The sequence below is a fragment of the Bacillus cereus group sp. BfR-BA-01349 genome (assembly GCF_022663795.1).
GTDB classification, from domain to species: domain Bacteria; phylum Bacillota; class Bacilli; order Bacillales; family Bacillaceae_G; genus Bacillus_A; species Bacillus_A cereus.
The window spans coordinates 1-14,830 of sequence record NZ_JAKUGE010000063.1 but is presented as its reverse complement, the minus strand read 5'-3'; the positions used below and the strand labels follow the sequence as shown (position 1 = coordinate 14,830).

Here is a 14,830-nt window from a genome sequence, read left to right as displayed (position 1 = left end):
GTTTTAATCTTGTAGAAGCTGAAATTAGTACATAAAATTATATCGGCGATAATTCAAATATATCAGCGATTCTTTCATTTTATCGGCGATTTTCAAATTATATCGACCGATTCTTAACATTTATCAGCGATTATATGTCGAATATCGACTTATCGACATTAAACGACAATCCTTATACATCATACCTTTTAACAAACTATGTCACCAAATGTAATTTTCATATTGGGAGCGTATACAAAAGAAGAATACACATGAAATATTTTAAAAAATCGTAGTTCAGCTTCATATTGAGCTAGCGCATTATCATATGTTAATCCTCTGGCTATTAAACGTTCTACAAATTGTTGCTTATCACCCGGATCACCTGCAATCCCCTCTTCTTTTAATGATTGATACAAATCGTTTTTATCATTGTGATGCATATTTGAATCTAAAAAGTTCACTTTATCGCTTACTCTACATTCAATATTTTTCACACCTAATTCACTTAAATATATCGGTATTTTCATGCCTATATTGCCATCTTTACCATTTCTTTGCGTATCACTTTCAAATAATTTCTGCAAAACACCTAGCTGAATAAATTCCGATTGTTTCTCCCATCTAGTAAATAAGAAGCCATATTAGAAATCCAATGTGGTTCAAAACAGATTATTTTCCCGCCTCCTTTTATATACAAAACTAAAGTTCTCTATATAATAGCCGTATTCCTACACTTTTCTTAAAATTTCAAAGCAAAAAGCTAGTGTATTATTAAAAATACACTAGCTTTTTATTTGGAAGAAAAATTTAACAAGTACAATCACAATCAAAACAATCCGTACAGTCTAAATCGTCACAATCTGCTTTTCTCTTTCTTTTGTTTCTTTTAAGATAATAATACAGTAGCCCAAACAATAGTATACAAATAACAAAAGCTATTATTGCTTCTGTATACTTATTTTGAGTCATAAAACCAATTCCACTTCCGCCTGAAATAAAAATTAGAATTAAATAAATCCAGAACATCTATGTAAATACCTCCATTACTATATATCTTAAGATAATATCCATATAACACTAGAGGAAATGAATAATCCCATACCATTACCGCTTAATACACCAGTAGTTATTCTTAGCAAATTTGAGCTACTTCTCCATTTCCACTTTTGGGTGAACCCATCGATAAGTAACGGAATTTGAGCGAAAAATGATAGTATGATTGCCAAAAGAAATGAAGGTGTCATATAAAAATAAATTGGAAACATTAAAATCCCAATAAGCATGCCTGTACAACGCGCACATAAAGGTATGTACTTTTGTAGTTTAAAAAAACTCCTATCTAATCTTCTATGACAAGGAATTTGTAAAATAAAAGTTCGAATCAATATGAATCACCCTCTCTAAAAAGATTTTAATTGATTTTGCAAAAAAAATATATATCCAATAAAAAAACAAACCAGGTTTATACTAGACCCAGTTTGTCAGTTTACTACTATGTTACATCTCCTCAGGTGCCTCCACCCCAAGTAAACGTAATCCTTCTTTTAATACAACCGTCACAGCATAAACCAATGCGAGTCTGCTGTCTTTTTCTTTGCTCTCTTCTAATATACGAACATTACCGTAATATTTATTGAATGATTGTGCTACATCTAATATATATTTCGAAATAATCGATGGCTCATTTTTATTGAAAGCTACTTCAATTATTTGCGGGAATTTATTTAGTAATTTTACGACACTCCAGCTATGATCGTCTTTTAAAGCAAATGTACATGTTTCAAATTCTATACTTTCTTTTCTTAAAATAGAACAAGCACGTGCATGTGTGTACTGTACGTACGGGCCTGTTTCTCCTTCAAATTTCAGCATATTTTCTAATGAGAATTCAATATTGTGCATACGCTCATTTTTTAAATCGTGGAAGATGACTGCACCAACACCGACTTGCTTTGCTACTACTTCTTTCTGTTTTAAGTTTGGATTTTTCTCTTCAATATTTTGTTTTGCAAGTTCGATTGCTTCTTCGAGTACTTCTTCAAGTAAAATAACTCTTCCTTTACGTGTCGACATTTTCTTACCATCTTTTAAAATGAAGCCAAACGGTACGTGTTCCATACCATCAACCCAAGTATAGCCAAGTTTTTTTAATACGGTGAAAAATTGATTGAAATGTAAGCTTTGTTCTGGACCAACAACATATAGCGCTTTATCAAACCCATAAGTGTTTTGACGATATAAAGCTGCCGTTAAGTCACGCGTTGCATAAATCGTCGCACCATCTGATTTTCTAATTAAGCAAGGCGGCATTCCTTCTTCTTCTAAATTAACGACTAATGCACCTTCTGATTCTTCAAGCAACTCATGTTCTTCTAAAATCCCAATAAAATCTTCCATTAAATTATTATAAAATGCTTCTCCCTGAAAATTAGTAAATTCTACGCCGAGAAGTTCATAAATGCGAGAAAATTCTTTAAGGGACTCATGACGGAACCAATTCCAAAGCTCTACCGCTTCTTCATCACCTTCTTCTAATTTCTTAAACCAAGCACGTCCTTCTTCTTCTAGTTCTTCGTCGTCTTTTACCTCTTCATGGAATTGGACATATAACTTAAATAGCTCACGTATTGGATCTTCTTTAACTACTGCTTCATTTCCCCATTTTTTATAAGCCGTAATTAACTTTCCAAACTGTGTTCCCCAATCTCCTATATAATTAATCCCTACAACTTCATAGCCACATTTTTCAGCGATATGTTTCAGCGAATTTCCTATCATTGTAGAACGTAAATGCCCCATCGAAAAAGGTTTCGCGATATTAGGAGAGGAATAATCAATTACTACTGTTTTTTCACAGCCAAAGTGGTTTTGACCGAACTCTTCTTTCTCCGCTAAAACTGTTTTTAATACTGCATCACTTACAGTTTCACGATTGAAAAATACATTTATATAAGGACCAACGGCTTCTACTTTCGTAAAAAACGGATTATTTAATTTCTCAGCAACTTCCTTTGCGATAAGAGCTGGCGCTTTTTTATATTGCTTCGCTAATGAAAAGCATGGGAACGCTGCATCTCCAAATTCATCTTGTTTCGGTGTTTCAATTAAATCTAAAATTTGTTTATGCGTTAATTCATTCGTGAAAATATTAGATAAACTTTCCGCAAACTGCATTTTATAATCCATGATACAACCTCCTTATTTTTTAAAACACAAAAAACTCGTCTCTAAAAAAGAGACGAGTTTTAACCCGTGGTACCACCCTTGTTGTTCGTTACGAACCACTTTCCCGTTTATAACGAGGACAGGGGGCCTCGGCTTTCTCTACTATTCGTTCAAGAAGCATCTCCGAAGTGCGCTTCATCTTTTTCTTCCGTACTAGGCTCACACCATCCCTAGCTCGCTTTCCTTCTAAAAAAGACTACTCTCTTCATCACAGACAGTATATTTAATTAATTATTGCTTATTATACATCTTTTCAAACAATTAGCAAGGGTCAATTACACCAAAGTGAAACTTAGCACTTTTTCTTTTGTATACGTGGAAATTGTGTTTTTCAAATCTAGAACTACGAAAATGATCTTTTAAAACGACACGTTTTCTCGCCACTCGTTTTGCCTCCGCAATTGTTTCGTCAGTAATATCATGATACAAAGCGAAGTGTTTTAATCCTTTAATTCCGTCAGATTCTATGACAGTTTCTTCAAACATCGGATCAAGGTAAACGACATCGTAACTATTGTCTTCACATTGCGCTAAAAATGAAAAATGCTCCATTTGCTTTACTTGAATTCTTTGCATTGCTTCATCAATTTCAGAAACGGATGAAGACCATGTTTTCAAACCATTTTCCATAATATAAGCCATATACTCATTGCCTTCAAGTCCTGTTACTTTTCCGCTTTCACCAACAACATAACTAGCTACAATACTATCTGATGCCATACCGAGCGTACAATCTAACACTGTCATTCCTCTCTCTAATTGCGTGGCTTGTACAAACGGATCGTGTTCTCCACGCATTAACCTTTTCACACGAAACATCGCTGAGTTCGGATGAAAGAAAAACGATTCTTCCGTACCTTTCGGATAAATAGCTAATCGGTTCTTCCCTACGACAAGCACATCTTGTTCATACTGCTCATGCAGCTTATGTACTGGTATGTCATTACGTTTAACGAAAGAAGCATTTAATTCTGCTGCTACCTCGTTTGCATAATCTGTCATTTCTTTATTCGTTCTTCCTGCTGTTGTTACGTTCATGGTTTCACCTCTATATAAAGAAAAGAGGGAGATTTACTCTCCCCCTTCTTTAGCAATTCTTTTCGAAAGCTTGTTCTAAGTTCGTAATAATTTCGTCCATAGTTGCACCTTCAATTTCATGACGGTGAATGAAGTGAACAACTTCTTTTCCTTTTAATAATGCCATAGATGGTGAAGATGGAGGAATTTCTCCGAAGTATTCACGCATTTTTGCAGTAGCATCTTTATCTTGACCTGCGAATACAGTTACAAGATGATCAGGTTGTTTTTCAGCACGAACAACCGCTTGACCTGCTGATGGACGTGCTAAACCAGCTGCACAACCACAAACAGAGTTTACAACTACTAAAGTTGTACCTGATGTATTTTCCATAAATTCTGTTACAACTTCTTCTGTAGTTAACTCTTCAAACCCAGAACGCACTAACTCTTGGCGCATTGGGATTACCATTTGGCGCATGTATTCTTCATAAGCATTTGACATCTTGTAATCTCTCCTTCAACTTTCATTCCAAATTCATCATATCACGCTCTATTAATAGGTGCAAAAGAAAGATAACGATGATTTCATTTTTTTGTAGGGATTTCACAAACCCCACCGCGGCAATGTCCCACTGGAACAAGTTTTCTATTATTAGCGATATAATCGTATACTTTACTTCCAAAACCAAGTACGGTAGATAGCTTTATAAAAGGAACTGCAAACCAATAAGATGGAACGGCCTTTGCTAATACATCTATGCTCTGAATACCGTCATACCACTTATTATTTTTAAAAATATACAGTCTTTGTTCCATCTTACTTTGTAGTTCTTGAGAAAGCTCATACTTCTCAACTACATCTTCATTTCGAAATGAAACAAATTTCATCTTACCCTTTTTATCTAATTTTTTCGTACGTTCTGCAACGGCCGTACACATCGGACACCAACTATCATAGAAAACAATCATACATTATTCCCCTTTACGTGACTCCGTCATTTGTTTCCATACAGAACCTTTTGCCTCTTCTCCGCCTTCAATACGCTCTAATGCTAGACGTGCTTGCATCGCTACTTCAAACTCTGGATCATCTTGCGCTGCTTTTAATGCTGGAATCGCACTTTCATCTCCAAGTTCAAATAAGAACATCGCTGCACGCCAGCGTACTAATTTACTTGGATCTTTCAGAGATTTAATCATAACGAACATCGCTGCCGGATCACCTACATCTGATAAACAATCTCCTGCAGTACGGCGAACACTTACAGAGCGATCTAACAACGCTTTATATAATAACGGTAATACTTCATCACCTTTTACCATACCTAAATACGCTGTTGCTAAGCGGCGTATTGAAACTTTTTCATCATCTAACGCCATCTTCAACACTGGAATATCTTCTTCAGTAGGATCCATTTGTTCTAATGCTGCAAAACGGTTTTTCCAGTCAGAATCTTTCATCATCTCTTCTGTTACTTTATATGGCTCACGCTTTTGAATCGTTACTTCAACAGCACCTGCTTGATTTAATAATTCTTTAACCGTTTCATTTACACGTTCTTCTGAATAAGCAGCAACAATCTCTTCCACTACTTCTTTCCCAATTTCTTCAAAATTACCGTAACGTGTACTTTGTTCTACCCATTTACGCTCTTTTACAACGTTTGGTGCAGACATTTGCACTTTCATAATTGATTCTTTAAAACGATCAGGTAAACCAACACGTTCTTCCGTCGTTCCATCTGTTAACTTTACTTGCATTGGAATTGTAAAGAACATTTGAACAAACACTTTCACTTCTCCAAAATGAGCAAGTTGTTGTTCTTCACTTTCTTCTACTACTTCTTCGCCGAAAACAGCACGAACTTGTTGTAATAAAACTTTCCAGTCAAACTTCGCATTTCGCTCCACTGCTAAAAAGTCAGCTACATGATACACACCTTTAATGCCTTCAATTTTCAAAATTTCTTGCACTTGCATTGGTGCTTGTTCTTTATTTTCATTTGTATAATTATTACGCGCTCCTGATGGTAATACTTCATTCAAAATAACTTTCATTGTATTTGGACTTGGCGTCGGTTCAATTGCTTTAATCTTCACGTAAAAAACTCTCCTTTATTGCATGTTCTTAGCTGTATTGTAACATGTTATCACTCTATACTCCTACTCGGATGCTTAATTTTACTACTTTCGTCCCGCTACCATACTATTTCATTCTTTTTTACATTTCAAATTAGGAATGAGATTTTAAAAGATTTCGTTTCCGATGATTTTTATTTTTCATCCATTTCTTGAGGCATCGCCAGTATTTTTGAAAAAAACACGCTAAGCAAAAAAATATAATAAGCTATCCATATGGATAGCTTATTTACATAATTTTCGTTATTGGAAGACAACTATTTTTATAATACAAAAGACAGAAAAGTATATAGATTCTACAAAATATTTTGATTATGATACATTTACAGAATCTCTTATTTTGTAATTAATGTCTTATTATTTTTTGGAGGGAATTCGATGAAAAAGTTTGTTTTGATATTTGGGCCACAAGCAGTTGGGAAAATGACAGTTGGACAAGAACTAGCAAAGATGACTGATTTAAAATTATTTCATAACCATATGACAATTGATTTATTGGAGCCATTGTATGGATTCTCTTCGGAAATGTGGCGATTGACCCATCTTTTTCGAAAGGAAATATTTCAATCATTTTCAAAGAGTGAACATTATGGAATGATTTTTACATACGTATGGGCGTTTAATGAAAAGAACGATTGGGATGATGTTGAAAGTATATGTAATATTTTTCGTTCCCAAGGGGTTGATATTTATTTTGTTGAATTAGAAGCTGATGTAGAAGAAAGACTTCAACGAAATAAAACACCTCATCGACTTGAACATAAGCCAACGAAAAGAAATATTGAACAATCTGAACAAAATTTATTAAGCACATTTGAAAATTTTAGATTAAATTCAAGAGAAGGAGAAATTACAGAGAAAAATTATATAAGGATCAATAATACGAATTTAAATGCTACAGAAGTAGCTGAAATTATAAAGAAAGAATTTCAACTATAGTTTTTTTAAACAAATTGAACAGTTCCAATTTTATGAATATAGTATACATTTCTAATTAACATAACGTCCTATTATCGGTAGCAACAAAAAGGAGGATTCCTTACTCTCAGAAGGAATCCCTTTTTTTATTTTCTATCACTCGATTCATCTTTTTATACATTCCTATCCTGTGATGGGTTTTACCATTCTCGTTTGTTACTGGATTAGCCAAAAAACGTTATAAAATTTTGTATACTCTTTACTTGTTTTTTCAAAAAAGCTGGCGGTATCCCCTCTTTAAGTTTATTAAAATACTTTCCACAATTTTTTCCGAAGCTATTACTTAAAATCACCTTTTATTACGATGCCCCCTCCCGCCTTCTCTCCAAAAAGGTAATACTCTCAATCACAACTTCAGTTCTATATATTCTCTTGCCTTGTTCATCATCGTAATTACTAGTCTGAATACGCCCTGTAATCCCAACGAGCGACCCCTTCTTACAATATTCAGCTACATTCTCAGCCGATTTGCGCCAAACGACACAATTAATAAAATCGACTTGTTGTTCACCTAAACTATTTCGAAATCCTCTATTCACCACAACACATATTCGTGCATAAGCGACGCCTTGTTTTGTGTAGTATAATTCTGGCTCCTTTGTCAATCTACCGATTAATACAACTCGATTCATCATAAGTTATACCACCTCACATGTTTTTCTTCATTGTAAGGAGAAATGTTTGAATGGTAAAAAGCACAAAATGATATATCCGTAAGTAGAAAGTATTATTTTGGACCTTACAAAACAAAAAAAGAAACCATACATAGTTCAAACATGTATGGTTTCAAAATTTATTACACTTCAGTACAAGATATGTAATATCCTCCGCGAGCCATCTTTATTTCAGCACGGTACATTACATTTTCTAAGTAGAAAGTAATCGGTTTAACTTTACTCTCAAATTTTAGTCTTTCATTGCATTCAGTTGCATATCCTTCAATCGCTGAAGTAATAACTTTTGATGATGGATACGTTAAAGCTTCATCTAGTTCTATGAAAAAACTTTTAGAAAATAGTTTTTTCATAATCCCTTTCTTCTCTTTCATCATATTCCATCCCCCCTTAACTCAAGTTACCAATATCCATATTATACCATAAAATCAATTTATCTTTAAAAATAAAAAAATCCTGCATTTCTCATGCAGGATTTTTTTATTAGTCATTTTTCGTAAAGTAAGAAACGAAACGAAGAATTTCTAAGTATAACCATACTAATGTAAGCATTAGTCCCATCGCAGTATACCACTCCATATATTTCGGAGCTTGACTACGTACACCATTTTCGATTAAATCGAAATCTAGTAATAAGTTTAATGCAGCAACTACAATAACAACTGCACTAATAATAATACCGATTGTACCACCTTGGTGAATGTATGGAACAGTTACACCAAACATATTTAGTAGGAATACGACTAAATACATAACCATAATTCCAAGTGTTGCTGCCATAACGCCTGTACGGAATTTATCCGTTACTTTTACTACACGTGTTGCATATAACACTAACATTGCAAATAGAATTGAGATTGTTAGTAATACAGCATTTAAAACGATAGAATCGCCAAATTTCATTGTATAAACTGCTGAAATACTTCCTAACACAACCCCTTCTACCGCTGCATAGATTGGTGCACCAAAAGGTGAAATGCGCGGGAAGAACATAGACGCGAATGCGATGATTGCCGCAACGATTAAAGCACCAATTAATACTGGCATCTTCATCGTCCCCTGCATCATCTGTATGTATGAATAGACAGACGTTGCAAGTAGCAAGATAAGCATAATAAACGTTTTGCCTACTGTTCCGCCAATCGTCATCGCAGAAGCACTTGCTCCCTCTTTACGGAATGCCTCTTTTTTCAGCATTGGATTAGATGTTCTCATTTTTTCCCTCCTAAAATAGGTTCTACCAATAGTGTAAAGTTTTTCTCTTTACTTTTCAATATATGCAGCTTGTTTTTATTTTAATCCTTCAACGATGTCTGATAGTTCACTCCATCTTTCCATCTTTTTTTCTAGCTCTTCTTCTGTTTTCTGCTGTGCTTCAGATAATTCTTGTGCCTTTGTGAAGTCAGATCCAACTTTCGCAAGTTCTTCTCCAATTGACTCAATTTTCTCTTCAAGTTCGGCAATTGTATCTTCAATCGTTTCCCATTCACGCTGCTCATTGTATGAAAGTTTACGTTTACGTTGTTGTTTTGGAGCTTCTTCTACAACTTTTTTCTCTTTTTGAACTTCCGCTTTCTCCATAAGTCCTCTCGTTTTTTCCATTTCTAAATAATCTGTATAACTACCTAGAAACTCACGCACTTCGCCTCCGCCAGTAAAGATGAACAGTTCATCTACTACTTTATCTAAGAAGTAACGGTCATGCGATACAGTTAAAACGACACCTGGGAAATCTTCTAAATAATCTTCTAGTACTGTTAATGTTTGTGTATCTAGATCGTTCGTAGGTTCATCAAGTAAAAGTACGTTTGGTTCTCCCATTAAAATACGTAATAAATATAAACATCTTCTTTCACCACCAGATAGTTTACCAAGTGGTGTACCATGTGAATGCGTCGGGAATAAGAAACGTTCTAACATTTGAGATGCACCAATTACTTTTCCATCTGTCGTATGAATAACTTCTGCAATCTCTTTAATGTATTCAATCATACGCTGATTTAAATTCATCTCTTCATTTTCTTGCGTATAATAAGCAACTTTTACAGTTTGCCCAACTTCAATTTCACCACTATCAGGAGATAACTTACCTGCAAGCATATTTAATAGCGAAGATTTCCCGCTTCCATTCGCTCCAATAATTCCGATGCGATCGCCTGGTTTCACGATATGATTAAAGTTGTTTAATACCGTTTTATCACCAAATTTTTTCGTTACATCTTTTAACTCAAGTACTTTTTTCCCAAGACGGCTACCGCTAAGTGCAATATCAACTAACTGTTTTGCAGCTGGTCCTTCTTGTGCCTTTAGCTCATCAAAACGCTGAATACGCGCCTTTTGTTTCGTAGAACGGGCTTTTGCACCACGACGAATCCAAGCAAGTTCACGACGATATAAATTTTGGCGTTTCGATTCTTGTGCCAATTCTTGCTCTTCACGAAGTGCTTTCGCTTCTAAAAATGTACTATAGTTTCCTTCGTAGCTATATAGTTTACCATTATCTAATTCAAAAATACGATTCGTCACACGATCTAAGAAATAACGATCATGGGTTACAAGTAATACCGAACCTGTATATCTCGCTAAATATTCTTCTAACCATTCAACTGTCTCATGGTCAAGATGGTTCGTAGGCTCGTCTAAAATTAATAAATCCGGTGTTTCAATAAAACATTGTGCCATTGCGATACGTTTTTTCTGTCCACCAGATAAATTCCCAACAATTGCAGTGAAGTCCGTAATTCCTAATTTCGTTAAAAGAGATTTCGCATTTGCATTTGCTTCCCATGCACTCATTGCATCCATACGTTGCTGCACTACAAATAATTGTTCCTGTACTTTTTCATTACTTGGATCTTTTTCAATATTTAATAGTGCTTTTTCATAATCACGAAGAAGACGAATTAAAGGTGTATCACCATGGAACACTTGCTCTAATACTGTCAGTTTTTCATCAAACTCTGGTTGCTGTGATAAATAACTAATTGTATACCCACGTGAATGCGTCATATCACCTGTATCAGGAGTTTCTAATCCTGCAATTATTTTTAATAATGTCGATTTACCAGTTCCGTTTACACCAATAATTCCGACACGTTGTCCTTCTGTAATACTACATGATAATCCATCAAATAACGGCTTTTCCCCATATGATTTTGATAAGTTCTCCACAGTTAACATTTTCATATTTGTGCATTCCACTCTTTCATAAATTGTTCAATAAACTGTTCCATATAACGATGACGAATTTCAGCCTCTTGTTTTGCTGCATTCGTATTCATTAAATCTTTTAATTTCAAAAGTTTTTCATAAAAATGATTTAAAGATGGATCATTATTTTTTCTATACTCTTCTTTCGTCATTTCTTCACGCGGCGGAATAGTTGGGTCATACATTAATCTCCCTTTCGCCCCGCCATATGCAAAGGTACGAGCTATTCCAATTGCTCCAAGGGCGTCTAAGCGATCCGCATCTTGAACAAGCTTCCCTTCAAGTGAATCCACTTTACCGCCATGACCACCTTTATAAGACATATTGGCGATGATATGAAGAATATGTTTACTTTCCTTTTCTTCAACACGTAGCTCTTCTAACCAATCAGAAACTTTTTTCATTCCTGCTTCTTCACTTTCATTTAGCTTTTCATCTGCCACATCGTGAAGTAATGCTGCCATTTCAATTATAAAACGATTTCCACCTTCTTGCTCAGATAAAGAAATCGCCATTTTATGTACACGTTCAATATGATACCAATCATGCCCACTCGCATCTTTTTCTAAAATATGTTTTACAAAAGTAATTGTTTTTTGAATTTTTTCTTGTTTTGTCATTTTATCTTCACCCAGTTACTTATTGTAACACGCCCGCATTTTTTCATCACATATTTTCTTGTCCGCCCATACACTAGGTGGTAGGCATCATCATGAAGGAGGAATAAACATGTTCTATAATAATCAACCGCCTTATCCAAGGCAACCATTGTATCCTCAACAACAAGAACAGAGATACACAGAACAATACGAAGAACAAGAGTTACAACAGCAAGAGCCACAATATGACGAAAACCCATATGCAACAAAGCAAAACCTAGAAACTGAATTTCAACAAAATCCATATGACACACGTCCAAATTATGAATATCCTCAAAATCCATATGCAGCACCACAAAATCAAGAACAGCGATATCCTCAAAATCCATATGTAATACCACAAAACCAAGAACAACAATATCAACAAAATCCATATGCAGTACCACAAAACCAAGAACAACAATATCCTCAAAATCCATATGTAGCACCACAAAACCAAGAACAACAATATCCTCAAAATCCATATGTAGCACCACAAAACCCATACACAACTCAACCACAACAACCGCAATACCAACAACAAATGTATCAACCAAACTACGACGCACGTGTCTCACCACCTAAACCACCAACAATAGATCCAACTCAACCACAAATTTTACCGCCTGGACCAACACTAGACATTACACAACCACAAATATTGCCACCTGGACCAATTACTGAACCAACACAACAACAAATTCAACAAGTTGTCGGTACACAGTTTTTACCTTTCAAGAAACCCGTACTAGATTTCGTAAAACCATGGGTAGATTACGGTTTAAATGAAGCAAAACATACATCACATGAACACGCATTAACAGAAGTTGCTGCGATTATGTTTTTAGTTGGTAAAGGCTTCAATCCGACGATTGCACATTATATCGTTGAATCTTGGGAGAAGAATGAGCAGTTTTAGGGTTGTTTATTTGATAAAATATAAAAAACACAAAAGTGCCAAACCCCTTATACCACAAGGGTTTTGGCACTTTTTAATATCTAAAACAAATTTTATTGAAATAATTATTTTTATAGATTTCCATACTTTTTTATATAGTACGTGAACATATACAGTACAAAAATACACCTTTGTATACACATTTTTAGAAACATCCTACGTTTATCAAACAATAACCAAAAGACGTACCTGCAACCTCATCATATAAATAATAGATATTAAAAAGAGGACACTATAAGCGCCCTCTTCCTTAGGTTTTAAATATGTTCTCCATGATCCATAAACACTTCAATTGCTTCGTTTTGTGGTATGTCTTTTACATTAGTAAGACCAAAAGTAAAAACAGCGGATAACATCATCATTAATAAGATTGCTTTTTTCATTTTAGCGCCCTTCTTTCTATGCTCTTTTTGTCTGCATCTAAAGCGATGTGCAAATACTTGCTTGCTTTTCTGTGATTTTCTGAACCATAGAATATTTCACCTAAAAGAGAAGCATATTCTTTTACCCAATCATATAATTCTTCTTTTTCAAAATACGAAATACCTTCTATAACCACATTTTCTAATTCTTCTTGCGGTACATAGTTATGTACTGCTTTTAAAATTCGGAAATGATGACGGTAACATAAGTCGCTAATCTTATAGCCATTCTCAATATATTCATTAGCGATATGACTATAATCTAACTTAAAATGTTCTCTTGCTAAAAGAAACATAGTTTTAGCGTTATTTTCTAATGAATCCTCTAAGTGTTTAATTGCTAACTCTGGCATGTTTTGACTTGCGTATAAAAGTCCTAAATTATGCTTAACTCGTTTAATAAGAAGTTCATCATTAGATTTTTGGAAGGTACCTAGTGCTGAAAGTAAATATTCCTCTGCACTTTCGAATTCATTTAGTCGAATGTGTGCCATTCCTAAAGTATTTAAGCATGCTGCAGTTTTTAATTCATACCCTGGACTAATTGAAAATACTTCATTCGCCTTTGTAGCAAATTGAACTGCTAAGATCGGTTTTAATACGTGATAGTAATGGACTGCAAGCCAATAATTAAATTCAGCTTTTTCAAATTGCATTCTTGCTTCACTATGGTTTGCTTTATTAATAGCGTAAATTGCTTTAAATAAATGATGATAGTACTCTAAAAATGTTTCTGTAGACTCTGGTAAAGGCTCGATTTTGTCCAGAATATCTTTTGTACTATCCATATCCCGAATTAGCAGTTTATACCGTGCATTCAATAAAGCGTAGTAGACTAATATTGTTTGGTCTTCCTTAATATTATTGATTTTATTTGCAATATCCTCTTTTATTTTCTGAGACTGTAATACACGTTGTGAAATCATAGCTTGATACCAGTCGTTTAATAATTTTGTGATTTCTTCTTTAGAAATAATGTCAACACTCATCTACTTCTACCCCCTTTTGTTAAATGTTACCATGACATGCTTGTTTGCATAAATAAGTTTTTGAATATTCTAACTTGAAAAAATTATTTTTGAATATTCATGTTAACAAATTGGTCCCTTTTCAAACCTTAAAAAAGAACACATGTTTGTTTTTAGTGGAATTAAAAAAACAAACGTGAGGTATTACATCATGGAATATAACGGCTTTCCTGTAGTACGTGGAAGAGGTATGGTGAAATGGAATCCGTTTGCTTCAATACCGGAGCAATACGAGGAAATACATAGTATGTTTGAGGAACAATATAAAGTACCTAAACCTTTTTTAACACAAGATACTATGGAACGAATAGAAAGAGCGTTAATGCAATCTTTTCACGAGGAAGAAGAAATACATATCTCATACTATCGTGATGGAATGGTGCAAGACATGTACATAAATGTATTACATATTGAACCGATGACGAAAATTATATATTGTACAGATGCTTTTGGTTTGAATACTAAGTTTAAGTTTGATGAATTGGTGAATATAAATTAAAAGAAGCCGCCCGACAGGACTGAAGTGCACCCCAATTGTTAGACACAGCCTAACAAT

17 protein-coding genes, 1 pseudogene and 1 other annotated feature are annotated in these 14,830 nt (G+C 34.4%); of the genes and pseudogenes, 3 read left to right on the top strand and 15 right to left on the bottom strand.

Annotated features, from left to right (window positions below):
• Window positions 1-188 precede the first annotated feature (188 nt).
• The 8 genes and pseudogenes from MR169_RS24730 to MR169_RS24695 form a co-directional block, all read right to left on the bottom strand.
• Window positions 189-673 (bottom strand): annotated as a pseudogene (locus tag MR169_RS24730) (class I SAM-dependent methyltransferase); the annotation flags it as partial.
• 116 nt (window positions 674-789) lie between these two features.
• On the bottom strand, window positions 790-1,008 hold the full coding sequence (locus MR169_RS24725) for a hypothetical protein (RefSeq protein ID WP_000498604.1): 219 nt from the start codon (window positions 1,006-1,008) through the stop codon (window positions 790-792).
• Window positions 1,009-1,037: 29 nt separating this feature from the next.
• Window positions 1,038-1,367, bottom strand: coding sequence for a DUF2085 domain-containing protein (locus MR169_RS24720; protein WP_000621475.1), 330 nt, complete (start codon window positions 1,365-1,367; stop codon window positions 1,038-1,040).
• A gap of 112 nt (window positions 1,368-1,479) precedes the next feature.
• A complete protein-coding gene (argS, locus tag MR169_RS24715) occupies window positions 1,480-3,168 on the bottom strand; it encodes an arginine--tRNA ligase (protein WP_242320192.1) in 1,689 nt (562 codons plus the stop codon).
• Window positions 3,169-3,213: 45 nt separating this feature from the next.
• Window positions 3,214-3,428, bottom strand: a binding site (T-box leader).
• A 40-nt stretch (window positions 3,429-3,468) separates the two neighbouring features.
• Window positions 3,469-4,245 carry a class I SAM-dependent methyltransferase gene (locus MR169_RS24710; protein WP_242320191.1) on the bottom strand — a complete coding sequence of 259 codons (777 nt, stop codon included), beginning with the start codon at window positions 4,243-4,245 and terminating at the stop codon, window positions 3,469-3,471.
• A 49-nt stretch (window positions 4,246-4,294) separates the two neighbouring features.
• On the bottom strand, window positions 4,295-4,729 hold the full coding sequence (locus MR169_RS24705; RefSeq protein ID WP_242320190.1) for a BrxA/BrxB family bacilliredoxin: 435 nt from the start codon (window positions 4,727-4,729) through the stop codon (window positions 4,295-4,297).
• Window positions 4,730-4,812: 83 nt separating this feature from the next.
• Window positions 4,813-5,196 (bottom strand): thiol-disulfide oxidoreductase DCC family protein, encoded by a 384-nt coding sequence (locus MR169_RS24700; protein WP_242320189.1) that lies wholly within the window; start codon window positions 5,194-5,196, stop codon window positions 4,813-4,815.
• A gap of 3 nt (window positions 5,197-5,199) precedes the next feature.
• A complete protein-coding gene (locus MR169_RS24695; RefSeq protein WP_016117719.1) occupies window positions 5,200-6,327 on the bottom strand; it encodes a conserved virulence factor C family protein in 1,128 nt (375 codons plus the stop codon).
• A 417-nt stretch (window positions 6,328-6,744) separates the two neighbouring features.
• Between MR169_RS24695 and MR169_RS24690 the strand changes: the two genes are divergently transcribed.
• Complete coding sequence (locus MR169_RS24690; RefSeq protein ID WP_000714951.1) at window positions 6,745-7,305, top strand: AAA family ATPase; 561 nt, start codon at window positions 6,745-6,747, stop codon at window positions 7,303-7,305.
• Between the two features lie 338 nt (window positions 7,306-7,643).
• Here the strand turns inward: MR169_RS24690 and MR169_RS24685 are convergent, their stop codons facing one another.
• The 5 genes from MR169_RS24685 to MR169_RS24665 form a co-directional block, all read right to left on the bottom strand.
• Window positions 7,644-7,979, bottom strand: coding sequence for a single-stranded DNA-binding protein (locus tag MR169_RS24685; protein ID WP_242320188.1), 336 nt, complete (start codon window positions 7,977-7,979; stop codon window positions 7,644-7,646).
• A 161-nt stretch (window positions 7,980-8,140) separates the two neighbouring features.
• Complete coding sequence (locus tag MR169_RS24680; protein ID WP_000975140.1) at window positions 8,141-8,395, bottom strand: DUF4318 domain-containing protein; 255 nt, start codon at window positions 8,393-8,395, stop codon at window positions 8,141-8,143.
• A gap of 106 nt (window positions 8,396-8,501) precedes the next feature.
• Entirely contained in the window at window positions 8,502-9,233 is a 732-nt protein-coding gene (locus tag MR169_RS24675) for a Bax inhibitor-1/YccA family protein (RefSeq protein ID WP_001260655.1), read from the bottom strand.
• 75 nt (window positions 9,234-9,308) lie between these two features.
• Complete coding sequence (locus tag MR169_RS24670; protein WP_242320187.1) at window positions 9,309-11,204, bottom strand: ABC-F family ATP-binding cassette domain-containing protein; 1,896 nt, start codon at window positions 11,202-11,204, stop codon at window positions 9,309-9,311.
• Window positions 11,201-11,848, bottom strand: coding sequence for an HD domain-containing protein (locus MR169_RS24665; RefSeq protein ID WP_000165969.1), 648 nt, complete (start codon window positions 11,846-11,848; stop codon window positions 11,201-11,203). Before MR169_RS24665 ends, MR169_RS24670 begins: the two co-directional genes overlap by 4 nt.
• Window positions 11,849-11,957: 109 nt before the next feature.
• Between MR169_RS24665 and MR169_RS24660 the strand changes: the two genes are divergently transcribed.
• Window positions 11,958-12,785 carry a hypothetical protein gene (locus tag MR169_RS24660; protein ID WP_000499709.1) on the top strand — a complete coding sequence of 276 codons (828 nt, stop codon included), beginning with the start codon at window positions 11,958-11,960 and terminating at the stop codon, window positions 12,783-12,785.
• Between the two features lie 296 nt (window positions 12,786-13,081).
• Here MR169_RS24660 and MR169_RS24655 read toward each other — a convergent pair whose 3' ends face one another.
• Together MR169_RS24655 and MR169_RS24650 are read right to left on the bottom strand one after the other, a co-directional pair.
• On the bottom strand, window positions 13,082-13,207 hold the full coding sequence (locus MR169_RS24655) for a hypothetical protein (protein WP_000709202.1): 126 nt from the start codon (window positions 13,205-13,207) through the stop codon (window positions 13,082-13,084).
• The gene (locus MR169_RS24650) at window positions 13,204-14,235 is read right to left on the bottom strand and encodes a response regulator aspartate phosphatase (protein ID WP_242320186.1); all 1,032 of its coding nucleotides are present in this window, start codon (window positions 14,233-14,235) and stop codon (window positions 13,204-13,206) included. The genes MR169_RS24655 and MR169_RS24650 overlap by 4 nt, the downstream gene beginning before the upstream one ends.
• Before the next feature lie 190 nt (window positions 14,236-14,425).
• Here MR169_RS24650 and MR169_RS24645 point away from each other — a divergent pair, with 190 nt between their 5' ends.
• On the top strand, window positions 14,426-14,773 hold the full coding sequence (locus MR169_RS24645) for a YolD-like family protein (RefSeq protein ID WP_044797204.1): 348 nt from the start codon (window positions 14,426-14,428) through the stop codon (window positions 14,771-14,773).
• Window positions 14,774-14,830: the final 57 nt, after the last annotated feature.